We start from the raw sequence: 19,079 nt of genomic DNA on the forward strand, positions 1-19,079 counted from the left end.
GTCTTACACCACTCCCTGGCGATACCACTTGCTGCGTGCAATCAGTTGGCCGATCACTTCGATCAGCGCAATGCTGGCCACATACAGCAAGGTGGCAAAGCCAAAGGCCTGAAACGTCTTGAAGGTTTCAGTCTCGACCTGGCGCGAAGCGTAAGACAATTCGGCCAGGCCAATGGCCATGGTCAGCGACGAATTTTTCAGGGCATTCATGTATTGCCCCAGCAACGGCCCCAAAGCCGTGCGCAGTGCCTGTGGAAAGACGATATAGCGCCACACCTGTGCAGGCTTGAAGCCCAGCGCCAGACCGGCCGCCCGTTGTTCAATACGCACCGAGCTGATGCCCGCGCGAAACTCTTCGCAAATAAAGGCTGCGGTATACAACATCAGGCCCCAGAACCCGGCAATGAACTCAAAGGACGGCCATTCAATTTCAAACAGGCCCACTGACAGGCTGCGCGGCTGGTTGAGCCACATCACCAACTCTTCGGGCAGCATCGCCGTCACTGCGAAGTACCAGAAAAACAATTGCACCAGCAGCGGCGTATTGCGAAACAGGGCGAGATAAGCCCGTGCTGGCCACGACCACACGCGCGAAGGTGAAATGCGCGCCAGGCACAGCAAAAAACCCAGCCCGGTGGCTACCAGGCAGGTCAGAAGCGAGAGGATCAGGGTGAGGACAAAACCGTCGAGCAGCCAGTGCAGGTAGTGCGGGGCAAGCAGTTCACCAAACATAAAAACAGCGTCCATCTATAAACGAACAAACCCGTCCGGTTATCCGGGACGGGCTGAAGGAGGCAGGAGCCGTGGGAGCGAGCCTGGAAAAGCCTTCGCGAGCAGGCTCGCCCTCACACAGGCAGTGGCTCAGCTCTTGTCGCCGATTTTGTACAGGCGAGTCAGCGGGGTCTTGGTGGTCGGACCGAACCAGGCGTCATAAATGCCTTGTGCCTTGCCCTGGGCTTCCAGGTCGGTGAGGGTCTGGTTGACCACTTCGGTCAGGCGCGCTTCTCCTTTTGGAATGCCCACACCGATCAGGTCATTGGAAATGGTGAACGGCGGCACTTCGTATTTGTCCTTGTCCGGCACATTGGCCAGCAGGCCGATCAGCTTCGGGCCGTCCTGGGTGATGGCCTGGACGTTGCCGTTGCGCAAGGCGGTGAAGGCGAAAGGGGTGTCATCGTAGGCAACCACTTTGGCACCGGGGAATTTCTCGCGCAGCACACCTTCATTGACAGTGCCCTTGTCCACCCCGACACGCCACTTGTTCAGTTCCTCCGGGGATTTAAGCGTGCCTTTCTTGACGATAAATTGCTGACCGGATGCGAAGTACGGAATGCTGAAGTTCACTTGCTCGGCGCGCTCAGGGGTGATGGTGAAGTTGGCCAGCACCAGATCCACCTTGTTCGCGACCAGCAACGGCACACGGTTGGCCGGGTTGGTCGGTTGCAACTGCAATTTCACGCCCAGCTTATCGGCAATGGCCTTGGCGTAGTCCACGTCCAGGCCTTCAATCTGCTTGCTCTTGGCATCAACAAAGCCAAACGGCGGATTGCTGTCAAAAGACGCCACGCGCAGCACACCGGACTTTTTGATGTCGTCCAGACGATCGGCGTGGGCCAGGCCAGACAAGACAGCCAGGGTCAAAGCGGTGAGGGCAGTGATTTTTTTCATTTCGTTCTCATCATGAGTTGGAAGAGTTATGACGAGAGTCTTGCAGGAAATTTAGCTTTTAAAAAAGAATATAAAATGATTTGAATATGCCTTTAAGGAATATGACGTTGCGATGATCGCTGTGGGAGCGGGCTTGCTCGCGAGGGCACCGCCGAGCCTTGGCGAGGCGTCCGTTGTCACGGGACAGGCCCATGGTTACTTTTTCGGCGTTTGGAAAAAGTGACTCGCCGTAAGGGCGGAACCCGTAGAAAGTCGTGACACATCGAATGGATATGTTCTCGTCTGCTTCCACGGTTTATCAGATATGCCATGCGTACCGGTTTTACGACCGCTGCGCCGCTGCGTCGCAGTGGCGCACTCTCTCAAACGTAGCCTCGTTCTACTCGTCAACTACTACGCAACGGTGTGCGAGGCTGCGCCCAGGTTCACGCCCGTGGATCAAAAGCATCACGGCAGGCTTCGCCGATGAACACCAACAGCGACAGAATCAGCGCCAGGGCACAGAACGCAGTCAGGCCCAGCCAGGGAGCTTGCAGGTTGCGCTTGGCCTGGCCGATCAGTTCACCCAGGGACGCGGTGCCTGGCGGCATGCCAAACCCCAGAAAATCCAGGGCGGTGAGGGTGGCAATCGCGCCGGTCACTATAAAGGGCAGGTAGGTGAGGGTGGAGGTCATGGCGTTGGGCAGGATGTGCCGTCGCATCAGTTCCATATCGCTGAGGCCCAGTGCCCGCGCAGCCTTGACGTATTCCAGGTTGCGCCCGCGCATGAACTCGGCGCGCACCACGTCCACCAGCGCCAGCCAGCTGAACAGCGCCATGATCCCCAGTAACCACCAGAAGCTGGGCGCCACAAAGCCTGACAGGATGATCAGCAGGTACAGCACCGGCAGCCCTGACCACACCTCTTGCAGGCGCTGGCCGAGCAAGTCCACCAGCCCGCCGTAATACCCTTGCAGGGCACCGGCGCTGATGCCCACCACTACGCTGATGGCAGTCAGGATCAAGGCGAACAGAATCGAAATCCGGGCACCGAAAATCACCCGCGCCAGTACATCCCGTGCCTGATCGTCGGTGCCCAGCCAGTTTTGACTGCTGGGCGGGCTCGGGGCGGGTTCCTGAAGGTCGTAATTGACCGTGTCGAAGCTGAACGGGATCGGCGCGAAGAGCATCCAGCCATCCTGATCGGTAATCAGCTTGCGCACGTAATCGCTTCTGTAGTCGGGCTCGAAGGGCAGCTCGCCGCCAAACTCGGTTTCAACGTAGCTGGACACCACCGGGAAGTACCAGCGGTCCTTGAAGTGAATGGCCAGCGGTTTGTCATTGGCGATCAGCTCGCCGCACAGGCACAGGACGAACAGCGCGATAAAAATCCACAGCGACCACCAGCCACGGCGGTTGGCCTTGAAACGGGCAAGACGCCGACGGCCCAAGGGGGAAAGATTGAGCATCAAACTTCCCTCCCCGAGAAGTCGATGCGGGGATCGAGGAGCGTGTAGCAAAGATCGCCGATCAGCTTGATCAGCAGGCCAAAAAGGGTAAACAGAAACAGCGTGCCGAACACCACCGGGTAGTCCCGCGAAACGGCCGCTTCGTAGCTCATGCGCCCGATGCCGTCGAGGTTGAAGATGGTCTCAATCAACAGTGAGCCGGCAAAGAACACTTCGATCAGGGCCTGGGGAATCCCTGCGACCACCAGCAGCATGGCGTTGCGCATGACGTGACCGTACAGCACCCGCCGCTCGGTCAGGCCCTTGGCCCGTGCCGTGACCACGTACTGGCGGCTGATTTCATTGAGAAAGCTGTTTTTGGTAAGAATGGTCAGGGTGGCAAAACCGCCGATCACCAACGCCGAGACCGGCAGCACCATGTGCCACAGGTAATCACCGATTCTGGCAAAAAAGCCCAGGCTGTCGAAGTTCTCCGAGACCATCCCTTGCACCGGAAACCAGCTCACGTAGCTACCACCGGCAAATACCACAATCAACAAAATGGCAAACAGAAACGCTGGCATGGCGTAGCCGATGATGATCGCGGTGCTGGTCCACACATCGAACGCGCTGCCGTGGTGGATGGCCTTGCGTATGCCCAGCGGGATCGAGATCAGGTAAGTAATCAGCGTCGCCCACAGCCCCAGTGAAATAGTCACCGGCAGTTTTTGCAGGATCAGGTCTGTAACCTTGGCGCCTCGAAAGAAACTGTTGCCGAAGTCCAGTTGCGCGTAGTTCTTGAGCATCAGCCATAACCGCTCGTGCATGGGTTTGTCGAAGCCGTAGTGCCGGGTGATTTCTTCGACAAGCGCCGGGTCCAGGCCCCGGCTGCTACGGCTGGCAAGGCCGGTGCCGCCTGCCATGTCACGGGCTCCACCGGCGACGGCAGTGCTGCTAAAGCCCTGCAAGCGGGCAATGGCCTGCTCCACCGGACCACCGGGGGCGGCCTGCACGATCATAAAGTTGACCACCAGAATGCACAGCAGGGTGGGGATGATCAGCAGTAAGCGTCGACTGATGTAATGCAGCATTTCAATGCCCCTCCGACGCTTTGCCCGTAGCGTTCATGGCGGCGTTGGTTTGTGCGGTTTTGCTGACTTCCCACCAGGTGTTCAGCCCCTCGTCATACTTGGGCTCCAGCGCCGGACGGGCGAAGCGGTTCTGGTACACGGTCGGGGTGCCCACCGAGTAATAGTTGGGAATCATGTAATAGCCCCACTGCAGGACGCGATCGAGGGCGCGGGCGTAATGCACCATTTCGTCACGGGTGTTGGCTTGTACCAATCCGTCGAGCAGCGTGTCCACTGCCGGGTCGCGCAGCACGAAGGCGTTGGAGGCACCGGGCTGGGTGGCGCTGCGCGAGCCATACATGTCGTAAAGCTCTCGGCCCGGGGAGACAATGGGGTCGCCGCTGCGCGGAAAGCCCACCACGATCATGTCGTAGTCACGGGCATTGAGCCGGTTGACGTATTGCGCCGAGTCTATCTTACGGATTTCCATGTTGATCCCGATCTGCGCCAGGGTCCGTTTGTACGGCAGGATCATGCGGTCGAATCCGCCCTGTCCATCGAGGAATGTGAAGCTCAGCGGCTCGCCCTGTGCGTTGACCAAGGTGTTGTTTTTCGCGCTCCAGCCGGCCTCCTTGAGCAGCGCCAGGGCTTGCAGTTGCTTGTCGCGGATGTAACCGCTGCCATCGGTTTTCGGCGCCTGGTAGACCTGCGTGAACACCTCATCTGGAACCTTGCCGCGCAGGGGTTCAAGGATCTCCCGTTCGCGGGCGTCGGGCAGGGCAGTGGCAGCCATTTCGCTTTTCGGGAAGTAGCTCTGCTGGCGCACATAAAAACTGCGCATCATCTGCTTGTTGGTCCATTCAAAATCCCATAACAGGCTGAGCGCCTGGCGTACCCGGCGGTCCTGGAAAAACGGATTTTGCAGGTTGAAGGCAAAGCCCTGTGCCGCCCCCGGCTTTTGCTTGGCGAATACCCCTTTTTGCAGGCGGCCATCGGTCAGCTTGGGGCTGTCGTAGCCGATGCTGAACCCGGTGGCCGAGAATTCGCGGTTGTAATCGAAGGCTCCACCCTTGAGCAGTTCGCGGGCCACGTCCGTGTCACCGTAAAAATTCACGGTCAGGCGGTCAAAGTTGTATAGCCCCTTGCTGACCGGCAAGTCCCTGGCCCACCAGTTTTTGTTGCGCTCAAAGCTGATGCTGCGCCCAGGATCTACCTGGGACACCGAATACGGGCCGCTGCCCAAAGGGGGCTCAAAACCGCCACCGTTGCTGAAGTCACGGGTTTCCCACCAGTGTTGCGGCAGGATGCGCATGCTCGCCAGATCCAGCGCCAAGGTTCGGTTCTGGTTGCTCTTGAAGTCGAAGCGCACTTGCAGCGGGCCTTCGACCTCCATGCCCTTGACCTCGCCATAGAGCATGCGAAAGCCCAGGCTGCCCTTGGTCATCAGCAGGTTGTAGGTGTAGGCGACGTCCCGGGCGGTGATTGGTGTGTCGTCCGCGAAACGTGCCTTGGGGTTCAAGTAAAACCGTACCCACAGTCCTTCGGGGTCGCGCTCCATTTTTTGCGCTACTAGGCCGTATACGGTGTAGGGCTCATCCAGTGAACGAAAGGCCAGTGGCGAGTAGACCCAGTCGTTTACTTGAGCGACCCCGGTGCCTTGATCGACGTAGGGCGTGATGTAGTTGAACTGGCCGATTTCCATCGCCGCCCGGCTCAGGGAGCCGCCTTTGGGGGCGTTCGGATTTACAAAGTCGAAATGCTGGAAGCTGGCCGGGTATTTGGGCGCTTCGCCATAGACGGTCATGGCCTCGCTGGGTGCTGCACTTACGTTCAGGCACATGCAGGCCAGTACGGGCGCCAGCATGGAGCGGAGCAGGGGCAGGAATCGTAAAGGCATGCCGGGAGATCCTTGTGCCGCGCGTTGAAAACCCCCACACCCGCACAGCCAATGCTGTTCATTTAAACGAGCGGTGTTTTTGTGGGAGCGAGCTTGCTCGCGAAGGTCATTCACGATAGCGCGTATCCACTGGATAATCGCGTCGCTTTTGAGACCTTCGCGAGCGGGCTCGCTCCCACTTCAACTTTGGCGCCCTGAAGAGTCGAGCTTGCAGGGGTTACTGTGGGAGCGAGCCTGCTCGCGATGCAGGCGATGCGGTTTATCCGAACGATCGCGGTGCTGCCTTCGCGAGCGGGCTCGCTCCCACTTCAACTTTGGCGCCCTGAAGAGTTGAGCTTGCAGGGGTTACTGTGGGAGCGAGCCTGCTCGCGATGCAGGCGATGCGGTTTATCCGAACGATCGCGGTGCTGCCTTCGCGAGCGGGCTCGCTCCCACTTCAACTTTGGCGCCCTGAAGAGTTGAGCTTGCAGGGGTTACTGTGGGAGCGAGCCTGCTCGCGATGCAGGCGATGCGGTTTATCCGAACGATCGCGGTGCTGCCTTCGCGAGCGGGCTCGCTCCCACTTCAACTTTGGCGCCCTGAAGAGTTGAGTTTGCAGGGATTATTGTGGGAGCGAGCCTGCTCGCGATGCAGGCGACGCGGTTTATCCGAATGATCGCGGTGCTGCCTTCGCGAGCGGGCTCGCTCCCACTTCAACTTTGGCGCCCTGAAGAATCGAGCTTGCAGGGGTTACTGTGGGAGCGAGCCTGCTCGCGATGCAGGCGATGTGGTTTATCCGAACGATCGCGGTGCTGCCTTCGCGAGCGGGCTCGCTCCCACTTCAACTTTGGCGCCCTGAAGAGTTGAGCTTGCAGGGGTTACTGTGGGAGCGAGCCTGCTCGCGATACAGGCGATGTGGTTTATCCGAATGATCGCGGTGATGCCTTCGCGAGCGGGCTGGCTCCCACACTATTGCTAATTAAATAAAGGATTACCCGGGGTTAATCAGCCTTTGTCGACAGTGCAGGGTCAACCACGCGCCGCCGCTTTCGCGGTTGCTGACGTCCAGGCTAAAGCCGTGCAGGTTGACGATGGCGGCTACGATGGACAGGCCCAGGCCAAAACCGCCGTGCGTGTCATCGCAGCGGTAAAAACGCTTGAACACTGCCTCCCGCTCGGCCTCGGGGATCCCGGGGCCTGTGTCTAGCACTTCAATGCGCGGGCTCCCGTTATCGTCTGTGGCTCGCAGGGTCACTTCGCCGCCGGGGGGGGTGAATTTGATCGAATTGCTCAGCAGATTGGCCAGTGCCTCAAACAGCAATGCGCGATCGCCCGTCAGGCTGGGCAATGTCGGCTCCGTGTCGAGAATCAGGGTGACCTGGCCTTCTTCAGCCAGAGGCAGGTAAAAATCGTACAGCTCCTGCAGCAAGGGCAGCGGATCGAGCTGCAGGAAGCCCGAGCGTCGTTGATGGTCTTCCAGCTCGGATATGCGCAGCAATCCGCGAAAACGTGCCATCAAGGTGTCGGTTTCGCCGATCACTTCGTCCAGTTGCAGCGCCTCGGCGGAGCCCTCGACAGCATGCTGGCGCATCCGGTACAGCTGGGCCCGCAAGCGGGTGAGGGGGGTACGCAGGTCGTGGGCAATGTTGTCGCACACCCCTTTGACCTCGTGCATCAACAGTTCGATGCGATCGAGCATGGCGTTGACGATGGCGGCCAGCATGTCCAGCTCGTCACGTCGATTGGACAACGGCAGGCGGCAGGTTAAATCCCCCGCGATAATCGCTTCGGCACTGGCCTGAATCGCCCGAATGCGTTGCAAGGGGCGTCGGCGCAGCAAATGCCAACCGGCAATGCCCGGGATGATGGTCAGCGACAAGCCCCAGAGCAGCGCGTGCAAAATGATCCGGGTGACGGCAAACAGCGAACCGTTGTCGCGTACCAGTACCAGCCAGCGGCCGTCGTTGGTCTGTGTGGCGATGGCATCGCAACTGTCCTGGGGCAGGTCGGGGTTGTCAGAGTCGATGCAGGTGCTCAGGGCATGGATCTGGCCATCCAGCGGCAAACCCGCAGGGAGTGATCGAATGGGGCCACTCAGGGGCTTGTGGTGGGCATCGAACAGGCCATAGGCATCCACTGCGCGCATGTCGAAGGTCATGCTGGTGGCAAGCGCTTCGTCCAGTTGTTCGCCTTCAAAGCGGGCAAACAAATGCTGGCGTTGCATGAGCGAGTGCTTGGCCAGATTGCCCAGGTAATCCGACACCTCGTAATAAAGCACCCCCATCAGGATGCAGCTCCAGGCTACGAACAGAAAACTGTACAGCGCCAGCAGTCGGCTGCTGGAAGAACGCCAGCCCTTAGAGGGGTTCGGCAATGACATAACCCGAGCCTCGGACAGTGCGAATCAGAGGCACCTGGCCCGCAGGATCGATTTTTTTGCGCAGGCGACCGATATGCACGTCGATCAGGTTGGTGCCAGGGTCGAAGTGATAGCCCCAGACCTCTTCGAAAATCATCATGCGCGAGAGGATTTGCCCGGTGTTGCGCATCAGGAACTCCAGCAACTTGTACTCGGTGGGCAGCAGGCTCAGCTGTTGTTCGCAGCGACTGGCCTCACGGGTGATCAGGTTGAGTTCAAGGTCCGCGACGCGCAATGACGTTTCGTATTTGTCGACCGGGCTTTTGCGCCGCAACAGGACTTCAACCCGGGCCGCCATTTCGTCGCTGGCAAAAGGTTTGGTCAGGTAGTCATCACCCCCTGCGCGAAGGCCGCGTACACGCTCGTCGACATCGGACAGGGCGCTGATCATCAGAATCGGTGTACTCACGCCAATGGTGCGCAGGGTGGTCACAATCGCCAGGCCATCCAGTTCGGGGAGCATGCGGTCCAGTGTGATCAGGTCGTAGTCACCACTGACTGCGCGCACCAAACCTTCGCGACCATTGGCTACCCAATCGACCTCAAGGCCGTGGCTGGTCAATTCAGCCACGATTTCTTTCGCCGTTACGGCATCGTCTTCAATGGTCAAAATACGGGTCATACCGTCACCTGATGGGCTCTTTCAGCGTTGAGCACATTTTGCCCGCAAAAAGCTGAAACGTTTCTGAATATTTCTTCATGTTCAGCAAGTCGTCAGAAAGCGTAGTCCAAATGCCCCTGATGAGACCCTCAAGCCGGGTCGTTGATCCTGCTCTTCAGGAATATCTGGATACATTTGCGGTATAACTCCCGTTGTTCATTTTTTCAGGCGCTGTGTTCATGCAAACCCCTTCGCAACAGCCGCTGTGGCGGATCTACCTGATCTTTCTCGCGCCCATGGTGCTGTCCAACTTCCTTCAGAGCTTCTCCGGTACCCTGAACGGGATTTATGTCGGGCAACTGCTGGGTACTCAGGCGCTGGCCGCGGTATCGGGGATGTTTCCCATCGTGTTCTTTTTTATCGCGCTGGTCATTGGTCTGGGGGCGGGGGCTTCGGTGCTGATCGGCCAGGCCTGGGGCGCGCGGGAAACCACGATGGTCAAGCAGATCACCGGGGCCACCTTGACCCTTGGGGCGCTGATCGGGCTGCTTGCTGCGGTGCTGGGCAGCCTGTTGGCGCGCCCCGCCTTGCAGGCGCTGGGCACGCCGGTTGACGTGCTGGAAGAGGCCGTCGGTTATGCCCGGGTGATGATGTTGATCATGCCATTGCTGCTGGTATTTATTTTGTTCACGCAAATTCTGCGCGGGGTCAGTGATACGGTTTCGCCATTGCTGGCACTGATGGTTTCAACGGCGGTGGGTTTACTGTTGACCCCGGCGCTGATCCTGGGCTGGACCGGCCTGCCACCCATGGGCATTCAAAGTGCTGCCTATGCGGGGCTGGTGGGCAACGTGCTGGCCATGCTGTTTTTGGTGCTGCGCCTGCGCCACAAAAACCATGTGATGGCACCAGATCGCGAGCTCTGGCTTGCACTGCGCCTGAACCGGGAAATTCTGGGCAAGGTGTTGCGCATCGGCCTGCCGACGGGCGTGCAGATGGTGGTGTTGTCACTGTCGGAGCTGGTGATTCTGGCGCTGGTCAACAGTCACGGCTCCCAGGCGACCGCGGCCTACGGGGCCGTGACCCAGATCGTCAACTACGTGCAGTTTCCGGCGTTGTCGATTGCAATCACCGCCTCGATCCTTGGCGCCCAGGCCATTGGCGCCGGGCGCATTGAGCGCATCGGGCCCATCCTGCGCACCGGGCTGCTGATCAACCTGTGCCTGACCGGTTTCCTGATTGTGCTGGGCTATGTGCTTTCCCACTGGTTGCTGGGGCTGTTTATTACTGACGTTGACGCACGGGTCCGGGCTGAGCACCTGCTGCATATCATGCTGTGGAGCGTTCTGGTGTTTGGTTTCCAGGCGGTGATTGGCGGGATCATGCGAGCCAGCGGGGTGGTGTTGGTGCCTATGGGGATCACGATTTTCTGCGTGTTGTGCATCGAGTTGCCGGTGGCTTATGCACTCAATGCGCACTTTGGTCTCGAAGGGGTGTGGATGGCGTTCCCTGTGACCTATATCGCCATGCTGGGGTTGCAAGCCGCGTATTACCGGTTTGTGTGGCGGCATAAGCAGATTCAGCGACTGGTTTGAGTGTGTGATGCTGCGTTTGGGTCTTCGGGTGATAACGGGTGTACCGGGTACATATCCGGCATTCGCTTCGCTCAGGAGTCCCTCGCGCAGGTGCGGTCAGATCAAAAGCATTGCACCCCGTGGCGTCCGACCTGGTTGGTGGGTTGTACTCACGACCCGTAGCAGCTGACGAGTAGCACGAGGCTGCGTCCGGCTGCGTAGCAGTCGTGAAGTCGGCTTTCACGGTTAATCAGGCACTGCGCGTGTACCGGTTTTGCGACCGCTGCGCGATCGAACGTAGCCTCGTTCTACTCGTCAACTGCTACGAGGAGGGGTAAGCGTGAATCTGTAGTCGCTGACGAGCCGTGCGAGGCTGCGTCCGGTTTGGTGCGCCCCTGCGCCCCTGCGCGCTCGATCGCAGCCTCGTTCCACTCGTCAGCGACTACAGGCGCAAAACTATTCTCCATGGCCGTTTTTTCACTCCTCCATCCGGGCTAGGCCATTTGGACGATGTGTCTGTGACTGACCAGTCCGATGATCGAAGCCAGGTTCTGGATACCTCTGCGAGGAGCAATCCAGAGCATCCAAGATAATAAAAAAGAGGACTGGCTGCATGAACTCTGCCCAGCAACTGAATCGTGCAGCGAGGCATCAACCATGCGCTCAATGATCGGCTATCTGGTTTGCCTGATTGTCGCTGCAACCATCGCGTTTACCTTCTCCCCCCGCCCTGCTTCGACCGTCGCTTCTGCTCAGTTGCGGCCTGACCGCCTGCAAATCAACGGCATGCTGTACCTCGACAAGCGTGTGGTAGCGGTGGGTGAGCGCGGCAATATTTTGCTCAGCGATGATCAGGGGCAGTCCTGGAAGGCCGCCGCGGTCAAGCCACAACGTGATCTGACCCTCACCGCCCTGGTAGCCCTTGAAGACAAGAGCCTGCTGGCGGTGGGTCATGATGGCTGGATCCTGCGCTCCGAAGATGAAGGCGCAAACTGGTCCGAGGTCCGCTTTGATGGCGACATCGCCGAGCCTTTGCTGGGTGTCTGGAGTGCTGGCGGTAATCGCGTGCTGGCGTTCGGCAGCTTTGGCAAGTTTTACCAGTCCGATGATGACGGTCGCACCTGGCAAGCCCAGCCGCTGGAGGTGGACAGTGCTCACCTCAATGGCATGGACGGCGGTGCCGATGGTCGGCGGATGGTGGTGGGTGAGCAGGGGCTGGTGTTGCGCAGTGACGACGCAGGCCTCAGCTGGAAGAAACTGGAACCGTTCTACAACGGCTCATTGTTCGGTGTGGTGCGCCTGACCCCCGACCGTTGGGTCACTTACGGCATGCGCGGGCATGTGTTCGTCAGCCAGAACTTTGGCCAGACCTGGGAACCTGTGAAGGTGGGCAATCAGTTGCCGCTCTACGGGCATGCACTCTTGCCCAATGGCGGCGGTCTGCTGATTGTGGGTGCGGGCAGTTCTGTGGTTCGCCTGGACGGCAATGGTCGTCTGGTCAGTGCCACACGCCTGCCAGGGCTGGGTACGTTGACTTCAGCTGTATTGATCGGCGCCCAGCGCTTGCTGGTGGGGGGGGAGCGCGGTGTGTTTCAGGGGGCCGATGACGGCGTTGCTGCGCTCGGAGGTGCCCAGTGAGTAGCGAAAAAAGTGCAGTAAATCGCGCGGTCGAGCACGTTGCCGATCTGTTGATCAAATGGCGCAAAAGCTTGCTGGCGCTGTTTGTATTGCTGACGCTGGCCCTGGGTTACAGCGCCACGCACACCCAGCTGGATCCGGGTTTTAACAAGCAGATCCCGGTGCGCAATGCGTTCATGGTCAACTTCCTCAACTTCAGCCAGTACTTCACCGGCGCCAACCGCTTTCTGGTCAGCGTGAAGTGGAAGGGCGAGGGCGATATCTATAACCGCCAGTACCTCGATACCTTGAGCAAGGTCACGGATGACGTGTTCTTCATCAATGGTGTCAGCCGCGCCAGTGTGACCTCGTTGTTTACTGCCAATGTGCGGTACATCGAAATCACCGAAGACGGCTTTTTTGGCGATGTGGTCGTGCCGCCGCGCTTTATCGGCTCGGGCGAAGATCTGTCCCAGGTGCGCAATAACGTCGCTCGGTCGGGGCAGATCGGACGCCTGGTGGCCAATGACCTGACTTCGTCGATGGTGCGCGCCGACTTGCAGGATATGGACCCGCAAACCGGCAAGTCGGTGTCGTATGCAGAGGTGGCCCAACGGCTTGAGGATATCCGCGCCAAATACAGCAACGATGATATCGAAATCAATATCGTCGGCTTTGCCAAGTTGGTAGGGGATGTGGTCGAAGGGCTGACCACGGTGATCGGCTTCTTTGTGATTGCCTTTGTCATTACGGCCCTGATGCTGTGGGTGTATTCACGCTCATGGCGCCTGACGATTGTCGCTCTGGCTGTGGCGCTGCTGCCGGTCGTCTGGCTGCTGGGGCTGCTGCCTTTGCTGGGGCTCGGGATCGACCCGATGTCGATTCTGGTGCCGTTTTTGATTTTCTCGATTGGCGTGTCCCATGCCGTGCAGATGACAAATGCCTGGAAACAGGACGTGCTGGGCGGCAGCTCTTCGGTGCAGGCGGCGCAGGGGGCCTTTTGCAAGATATTCATTCCGGGCTCCCTGGCCTTGCTGATGAACGCCCTGGGCTTTGGCGTGATCATGCTGATCGACATTCCCATTGTGCATGAACTGGGTGTGACCGCCTGTATTGGTGTGATGCTGATGATCATCACCAACAAGCTGATGCTGCCGATCATCCTGTCGTACTTGAAACTCGAACCGAGCGCTTTGGCTCAAGGCCTCAAGGTTCAGGGCAAGCACGCATTGTGGTGGCGCCTGTCGGCACTGGCCGAGCCGAAACCGGCGCTGGCCGTGTTCGTGGTCAGCCTGTTGCTGCTCGGCGTGGGCGCCTGGAAGGCCCGGGACCTGGCGGTGGGCGATATTGGCGTCGGCGCGCCGGAACTGCGGGCAGACTCGCGCTACAACCAGGACAACCAGAAGATCATCAACAGCTATTCCATCGGACTGGATGTGATGTCGGTGTTTGTGCGGGTCAAAGGCATTGAAGAGGGTTGCCTGGCGCCTCAAGTGATGCGCGCGATCGAGTCGTTCGACTTTCAGATCCGTAGCGTCGAGGGCGTGCAGTCGGTACAGAGTGTGGCGGGCATGGGCAAAACCGTGATTGCCGGGAATAACGAAGGCAACCCGCGCTGGTCGGCGATCCCGGGTTCCGAACGTGGTTTGAGTCAGGGCTCCCGGGCGTATATGCCGGACGACGGATTGGTGACCGAAGGCTGCCAGCGGATGCAGATCCTGGTGTTCCTCACCGACCACGAGGGGGCGACGGTGAGTCATGTGGTCGACGAAACCCAGCGCATCATTGCCGGTTTGCAAGGGCCGAATGTGGAGTTTCTGATGGCGGGCGGCAACGTGGGCGTGATGGCGGCGTCCAACGAAGCGGTCAAACAGGCCGAGGTGGTGATGCTGGCAGCCCTGTTCGGTTCGGTGGCGCTGTTCTGCTGGCTGACCTTCGGCTCATTGCGGGCAGTGCTGTGCATTCTGGTGCCATTGGCGATTGTCGCCATTCTGTGCAACGCCTTGATGGCCACCCTGGGCATCGGCCTGAAGGTTGCCACGCTGCCGGTGATGGCGTTGGGTGTGGGGGTCGGGGTCGATTACGGGATCTATCTTTACGAGCGTATTGCCCATGAGATGGCCGACGGCAAAGACCTGCGCAACGCGTTTTACCAGGCCATGTGCCAACGCGGAACGGCGGCGGTGTTTACCGCTTTGACCATGTCCATCGGGGTCTGTACCTGGGCTTTTGCACCGTTGAAGTTCCAGGCTGACATGGGCGTGCTGCTGTCCTTCATGTTCCTGGTCAACGTGCTCGGAGCCATCTTTCTGCTGCCAGCGCTGGCCGCCTGGTTCAATTTGGGTCGCCCGTTGGTCAGGGTTAAAACCCACGTCCGGGACGTACCTGCAGGGCATTACCCGCTCAAGCAGAGCGTTGCCGCCAAGGACGCTTCAAACCGCTGAAACAGACAGCTTGCCGGGCTTGTATGACGGTGAACATAAAGAGACACTGAGGCGTTTTTGCGCAGCTGCGGTTGCAGTGGCTGCGCAGAGACAACCGCTAGTAATAAGAACAATAAAAAGGGCAGGTCTTGAACCTGACCCAATGCGAGGATACGTCCGTGGATACAGTGACCCTGAACCACCAAACCCTGGCCAGTCTGGGGCTCGAACTGGCCGATTACGATCAAATGGTCGGTAACTTCTACGACGGTGCGCTGGACCCGAAAGTGATGGGTCGTACCTTGTGTGCCGTTCGCAGCATGTTCAAGGCCAACTACGCGACCCTGATTCTGCGGGTGCCGGATCAGCCCGATCTGGGCTTGATGATTGTGGCTGGTGATATCGAAGGCGAGGGTGAGTTGACGTATCAGACCTACCCGCAAGCCAACACTCCGTTCGCCGGGCAGGCGCTTGATCAGGTGTTTACGGTTGAAGACCTGATGAGCGAGTCCGAGTGGGTGCAGTCGCCGTATTTCAAAGCCTACTGTGCCAAGCAGGATGTCTATCATGTGATGGGCGCCGATATTTCGACTCCCGACGGCGGCAAGCTGCGCTTTCGTCTTACCCGGCCCAAAACGTCTCCCAAATTCTCCAGTGCCGAGCGAGCATTGTGCAGCAGTTTCTTGCCGCATCTGCGCCGGGCCCTGCACCTGCACAACCTGCTCGATCGCAGCGAGTCCATGAGCGAACTTTACGCGCAGGCCATCAGCCGCCTGTCCGTGGCCACCATCGTGCTCGACGAAACCGGCAAGGTACTGCGCCTTAACCCGGTTGCTGAAGAAATCCTCAAGAATGCTGATGGCTTGAAACTGGTGGGCGGCCGGCTGGAGGCCACTTACCCCAGCGATAACCGTGAGCTGCAGCGTCTGGTCAAGCACGCCTTTAGCCAGGAAGTGCGCGACGGCGGGGTGACGGCCGATGCAATGTCCGTTACTCGGCCATCGGGGCAGGTCAGCCTGGGCCTGGTGGTCGAGGCGATTCCTTCGCTCGAATGGGCGGAAGGCAAAAGCAAGCCTGCGGCGGTGATCTATATCCGTGATTCGGTCGGCAAGTCGCTGGCCAGTGAAGTGGTGACCAAGCAGCTGTTCAACCTGACTAAAGCCGAAACGGCGCTGGCGATGGAGTTGGCGAACGGCTTGTCACTGGAAGAAGCCGCCGAAAACCTGAATATCAGACGCAACACCGCACGGGCGCACCTGCGTTCGATCTTCTCCAAGACGGGGGTGCGCCGTCAGACCGAACTGGTAAGGATTTTGCTGAACAGCGTGGTCGCCTTGGGAAAGCCCAAGTGCGCCTTGCGAGCGGCTGAGTCCGTGGTGGTGCCAGCACCCCAGTTGGCGCGACCCGTTCGCAAAAGCGCTTAAGGAATGAATACAGGCTGGCAGTAGCGATTGAGCGCCACTGCCAGTTGCCCTTCAGTCAGGCCAACCAGCGCCTGAATCATCAAGGAAAGTCTTATGCCAGTTACAGCTGTCAGTGGTTCCGCTTCCGGGATCGGCGCCGCCGTGTGCGCGGTATTACGGGCTGCGGGGCACCGCATTATCGGAATTGACCGGGCCAATGCCGAGGTGGTCGCCGACCTGTCCACCCGTGCCGGGCGCGAGGCCGCCGTGGCGCAGGTGCTTGAACAGTCGGGCGGTGTGCTCGACGGCCTGGTGTGTTGCGCCGGGCTCGGGGTGACGGCGTCTTCCAGCAGCCTGGTGCTGGCGGTGAACTACTTTGGCGTCAGCGAATTGCTTGATGGCCTGGCCGATGCGCTGGCCAAGGGGCAACACCCGGCCGCGCTGGTCATTGGCTCGGTGGCCGCCACCCAGCCCGGCGCGGATCAACAACCGATGGTCGCAGCCTTGCTGGGCGGTGACGAGACCCTGGCGCTGGAGTTGGCCAATGCACTGGGCCAGCCCCACATCGCCTATGCCAGCTCCAAGTACGCGGTGACCTGTGAAGCGCGGCGCAAGTCGGTGCAGTGGGCGGCGCAAGGTATTCGCCTGAACGTGGTTGCGCCGGGCGCAGTAGAAACCCCGCTGCACCAGGCAGCCAAGGAAGATGAGCGGTTCGGCAAGGCGGTGCGTGAATTTGTGGCGCCATTGGGCCGTGCGGGTACGCCTGAAGAAATCGCCCGGGTGGTTGCTTTTCTGCAATCGAGCCAGGCCAGTTTTGTGACCGGCAGCGTAGTGTTCGTCGATGGTGGTATGGACGCAATGGTGCGTGCGCAGCGCTTCTGACCTTAAAGGAGTCCTTATGAACAAAGTGGCATTTATTACGGGCGCCAGTCGCGGTATTGGTCGTGAAACAGCGTTGGCGTTTGCCCGTGCAGGTTTTGATCTGGCCATCAGCGCCCGCAGCCTGGAAGAAGGTGAAAACCACACCCACGGTTTGCGCAACCCTGACGGCACGGCGTTGCCCGGCAGTTTGAACGCAACCGCCGCAGCCATTCGCGAACTGGGCCGCAAGGCCTTGGTGGTGCGCATGGACCTGCTCGACAGTGAGTCGGTGCTTGCGGCCAGTCAGGCGGTGTTTGCGGAATATGGCCGGGTGGATGTACTGGTCAATAACGCGATTTATCAGGGCAGCGATCTGAACGCGCCCTTTATGGAGTTGCAGCCAGAGACCCTGGAGCGGGTGTTTCAAGGCTACATGATGACCCCGTTCCTGCTGACCCGGGCCGTGGTCAGCCAGATGCTGGAGCAGGGCGGCGGGGTAGTGATCAATGTCACCTCCGGAGCGGGTGAAACCGATCCGCCGGTGGCGGCAGGCAAGGGCGGCTGGGGTTATGCCTATGGTGCGGGCAAGGCTGCGGTGTCGCGGCTGTCGGGGATTTTGTCGGTGGAGTTCGGCGATCAGGGGATTCGCGCCTACACCCTGAACCCGGGCGTGGTGACCACCGATGCCTTGCGCGCCACCATCGGTGACAAGGGCGTGATTGCCTTGCGTGCAGGCTCTGCACCGCCCGAGGTGCCGGCAGCGGTGATGCTGTGGCTGGCAACCAATGAGGCTGCAGTCGATCATCAGCGCAAGACCATTCAATGCCAGCCGTTTGCCCGGGAACACGGGATTGTTGAGGATTGGCGCTGATAAAGGCGGGCTCCCACCCTGTGGGAGCGAGCCTGCTCGCGATGGCATCCCCCTCAATCAGCCTGAAGCGCCGCGTTGTGCGCATCGCAGGCAAGCCAGCTGCCACATGGATGTGGGGCAGGGTGCTGTACCTAGTCCATCTGAACGATGAGCCTGTTTCTCACCTCGGTGAAGATCTCTCAGTAAAGCGCCCTGGCCCTTAACCTGAGGAATAATAAAAATGACTAAACTCGCTGAAATTCACGTCGAGAACGCTTTGTCGCCGCGCTTTGGCCGTGGTTGGCATTGTCTGGGCGAAGCGGATGAGTTCCGTGATGGCAAGCTGCATACCCTGAATGTGTTTGGCTCGCGACTGCTGGCGTTTGCCACGTCCAAGGGCGAGATCAGCGTGCTGGACGCCCACTGTCCGCATATGGGCGCCGACCTGTCCCAGGGCACGATCGAGAATGACCGCGTGGTTTGCCCCTTCCACCACTGGCAGTACGATGCCAGCGGCAAGTGTGTCGAGATCCCTTACTGCAAACGCATACCGCCAAAGGCCAAAACCCGCGCCTGGCAGACCTGTGAAGTGAACAAGCTGCTGTTCGTGTGGAACAACCCCGAAGGCAAGCCGCCTGCCGAAGACGTGGTGATTCCCCATCTGCCCGAAATGGACAACGATGAGTGGCTGCACAGCTGGCACATGGACAAGCTGATCATCAACACCAACCCCCGCGAACTGGTCGACAACCTGGTGGATGCCCAGCATTTCGGCCCGGTGCATGGCACACCGACCAAGTATTTCCATAACGTATTTGAAGGGCATATCGCTCAACAGATCTTCCATGGCGACTCTGAGCGCCTGGGGGGTGATCTGGTGGCAGAGTCGGCCTATTACGGCCCTGCGACTCACCTGACCCGCATGCGCGCGGTGTTCGAAGGGCTGGAAATCAAGTCCATCCTTCTTAACTGCCACGTGCCGATCGGACCCAACAGTTTTGAGCTGCGTTTTGGCTGTATGGTCAAAAAAGTACCGGGCTGGACAGAGGAGCAGAACGAAGCGCTGGCGGTGGATTACGTGCAACGTAACCGGGATTCCTTCTATCAGGACGTTGATATCTGGACCCACAAGGTTCGGGTCAACAATCCGGTATTGGCTGAAGGTGATGGCCCTGTGTATCAACTGCGCGAGTGGTATCAGCAGTTCTTTACGGACGAAGCCGGTGTGCCGGCGAGTATGGCCGAACGCCGTGAAATCACCACCGTTGATAACCGCTGATTGATTGCTTG

General features: G+C 59.4%; 14 protein-coding genes. 7 read left to right on the top strand and 7 right to left on the bottom strand.

What is annotated here, in order from left to right:
• Positions 1–3 precede the first annotated feature (3 nt).
• The 7 genes from TU76_RS11230 to TU76_RS11260 all read right to left on the bottom strand — a co-directional run bounded on the left by TU76_RS11230 (position 4) and on the right by TU76_RS11260 (position 9,082).
• Entirely contained in the window at positions 4–732 is a 729-nt protein-coding gene (locus tag TU76_RS11230) for an amino acid ABC transporter permease (RefSeq protein WP_048351656.1), read from the bottom strand.
• A gap of 129 nt (positions 733–861) precedes the next feature.
• Positions 862–1,668 (bottom strand): ABC transporter substrate-binding protein, encoded by an 807-nt coding sequence (locus TU76_RS11235; protein ID WP_046808650.1) that lies wholly within the window; start codon positions 1,666–1,668, stop codon positions 862–864.
• A gap of 425 nt (positions 1,669–2,093) precedes the next feature.
• On the bottom strand, positions 2,094–3,116 hold the full coding sequence (locus tag TU76_RS11240) for an ABC transporter permease (protein ID WP_019828401.1): 1,023 nt from the start codon (positions 3,114–3,116) through the stop codon (positions 2,094–2,096).
• Entirely contained in the window at positions 3,116–4,186 is a 1,071-nt protein-coding gene (locus tag TU76_RS11245) for a microcin C ABC transporter permease YejB (protein ID WP_048351657.1), read from the bottom strand. The genes TU76_RS11240 and TU76_RS11245 overlap by 1 nt, the downstream gene beginning before the upstream one ends.
• Before the next feature lies 1 nt (position 4,187).
• Positions 4,188–6,062 (bottom strand): extracellular solute-binding protein, encoded by a 1,875-nt coding sequence (locus TU76_RS11250; RefSeq protein WP_082136521.1) that lies wholly within the window; start codon positions 6,060–6,062, stop codon positions 4,188–4,190.
• A 970-nt stretch (positions 6,063–7,032) separates the two neighbouring features.
• Entirely contained in the window at positions 7,033–8,421 is a 1,389-nt protein-coding gene (locus tag TU76_RS11255; RefSeq protein ID WP_019826487.1) for a sensor histidine kinase, read from the bottom strand.
• Complete coding sequence (locus tag TU76_RS11260) at positions 8,399–9,082, bottom strand: response regulator transcription factor (protein WP_019826485.1); 684 nt, start codon at positions 9,080–9,082, stop codon at positions 8,399–8,401. Before TU76_RS11260 ends, TU76_RS11255 begins: the two co-directional genes overlap by 23 nt.
• A 218-nt stretch (positions 9,083–9,300) precedes the next feature.
• Here TU76_RS11260 and TU76_RS11265 point away from each other — a divergent pair, with 218 nt between their 5' ends.
• The 7 genes from TU76_RS11265 (at position 9,301) to TU76_RS11295 (ending at position 19,068) form a co-directional block, all read left to right on the top strand.
• Positions 9,301–10,656, top strand: coding sequence for an MATE family efflux transporter (locus TU76_RS11265; protein ID WP_019826483.1), 1,356 nt, complete (start codon positions 9,301–9,303; stop codon positions 10,654–10,656).
• Positions 10,657–11,292: 636 nt separating this feature from the next.
• Positions 11,293–12,273, top strand: coding sequence for a WD40/YVTN/BNR-like repeat-containing protein (locus TU76_RS11270; protein WP_019826481.1), 981 nt, complete (start codon positions 11,293–11,295; stop codon positions 12,271–12,273).
• Positions 12,270–14,696, top strand: a complete 2,427-nt coding sequence (locus tag TU76_RS11275) for an efflux RND transporter permease subunit (RefSeq protein WP_019826479.1) — start codon at positions 12,270–12,272, stop codon at positions 14,694–14,696. The genes TU76_RS11270 and TU76_RS11275 overlap by 4 nt, the downstream gene beginning before the upstream one ends.
• A 158-nt stretch (positions 14,697–14,854) precedes the next feature.
• Positions 14,855–16,099 carry a helix-turn-helix transcriptional regulator gene (locus tag TU76_RS11280; protein WP_019826478.1) on the top strand — a complete coding sequence of 415 codons (1,245 nt, stop codon included), beginning with the start codon at positions 14,855–14,857 and terminating at the stop codon, positions 16,097–16,099.
• 93 nt (positions 16,100–16,192) lie between these two features.
• A complete protein-coding gene (locus TU76_RS11285) occupies positions 16,193–16,960 on the top strand; it encodes an SDR family oxidoreductase (protein ID WP_019826476.1) in 768 nt (255 codons plus the stop codon).
• A 16-nt stretch (positions 16,961–16,976) separates the two neighbouring features.
• A complete protein-coding gene (locus TU76_RS11290) occupies positions 16,977–17,810 on the top strand; it encodes an SDR family NAD(P)-dependent oxidoreductase (RefSeq protein ID WP_046808653.1) in 834 nt (277 codons plus the stop codon).
• 220 nt (positions 17,811–18,030) lie between these two features.
• The gene (locus TU76_RS11295; protein WP_048351658.1) at positions 18,031–19,068 is read left to right on the top strand and encodes a 3-ketosteroid-9-alpha-monooxygenase, oxygenase component; all 1,038 of its coding nucleotides are present in this window, start codon (positions 18,031–18,033) and stop codon (positions 19,066–19,068) included.
• Positions 19,069–19,079: the final 11 nt, after the last annotated feature.

The sequence above is a fragment of the Pseudomonas psychrophila genome (genome assembly GCF_001043005.1).
Classification (GTDB): Bacteria; Pseudomonadota; Gammaproteobacteria; order Pseudomonadales; family Pseudomonadaceae; genus Aquipseudomonas; species Aquipseudomonas psychrophila.

Bases quoted from the DNA above. Each gene is read 5' to 3' on its own strand.
- TU76_RS11230 (WP_048351656.1), bottom strand. From the start codon at position 732: ATGTTTGGTGAACTGCTTGCCCCGCACTACCTGCACTGGCTGCTCGAC.
- TU76_RS11235 (WP_046808650.1), bottom strand. From the start codon at position 1,668: ATGAAAAAAATCACTGCCCTCACCGCTTTGACCCTGGCTGTCTTGTCT.
- TU76_RS11240 (WP_019828401.1), bottom strand. From the start codon at position 3,116: ATGCTCAATCTTTCCCCCTTGGGCCGTCGGCGTCTTGCCCGTTTCAAG.
- TU76_RS11245 (WP_048351657.1), bottom strand. From the start codon at position 4,186: ATGCTGCATTACATCAGTCGACGCTTACTGCTGATCATCCCCACCCTG.
- TU76_RS11250 (WP_082136521.1), bottom strand. From the start codon at position 6,062: ATGCCTTTACGATTCCTGCCCCTGCTCCGCTCCATGCTGGCGCCCGTA.
- TU76_RS11255 (WP_019826487.1), bottom strand. From the start codon at position 8,421: ATGTCATTGCCGAACCCCTCTAAGGGCTGGCGTTCTTCCAGCAGCCGA.
- TU76_RS11260 (WP_019826485.1), bottom strand. From the start codon at position 9,082: ATGACCCGTATTTTGACCATTGAAGACGATGCCGTAACGGCGAAAGAA.
- TU76_RS11265 (WP_019826483.1), top strand. From the start codon at position 9,301: ATGCAAACCCCTTCGCAACAGCCGCTGTGGCGGATCTACCTGATCTTT.
- TU76_RS11270 (WP_019826481.1), top strand. From the start codon at position 11,293: ATGCGCTCAATGATCGGCTATCTGGTTTGCCTGATTGTCGCTGCAACC.
- TU76_RS11285 (WP_019826476.1), top strand. From the start codon at position 16,193: ATGCCAGTTACAGCTGTCAGTGGTTCCGCTTCCGGGATCGGCGCCGCC.
- TU76_RS11290 (WP_046808653.1), top strand. From the start codon at position 16,977: ATGAACAAAGTGGCATTTATTACGGGCGCCAGTCGCGGTATTGGTCGT.
- TU76_RS11295 (WP_048351658.1), top strand. From the start codon at position 18,031: ATGACTAAACTCGCTGAAATTCACGTCGAGAACGCTTTGTCGCCGCGC.